Here is a 302-nt window from a genome sequence, read left to right as displayed (position 1 = left end):
CCAGCACTGGCAGCTGACGGACCGATCCGGACAGATCCTGCACACCGGGCAGCTTGCCAGTGGCGAACAGGCACAAGTGACCCTGCCGGCCGGGGCGGACTGCCTGCTGTGGCTCGACGGCGCCCCCCGCAATCAGGCCGCCCTGCAAGGCTGGCTGCGTTATGACCGGCAAGCCCCGCAAGCCCCGCAGGCCCTGGGGGAACTCCATACCAGCGGCCAGACCCTGCAAGGCCAGCTGCCCCTGCGCGGTCAGCAAAGCCGCCAGACCTTCCACCTGGCCCAGAGCGGCCTGTGGCAATTCA

Annotated in this window: 1 protein-coding gene; it reads left to right on the top strand. The window is 69.5% G+C overall.

The window, feature by feature from the left end:
* Positions 1-302 (top strand): hypothetical protein (locus PZA18_RS24520; RefSeq protein WP_308447465.1); only part of this gene is annotated, 302 nt, incomplete at both ends.

Origin of the sequence: Parachitinimonas caeni (assembly GCF_030129945.1) — a bacterium.
GTDB lineage: Bacteria > Pseudomonadota > Gammaproteobacteria > Burkholderiales > Chitinimonadaceae > Parachitinimonas > Parachitinimonas caeni.
The sequence above is the reverse complement of the archived record's forward strand: the minus strand, read 5'-3'. Positions and strand labels throughout refer to the sequence as shown.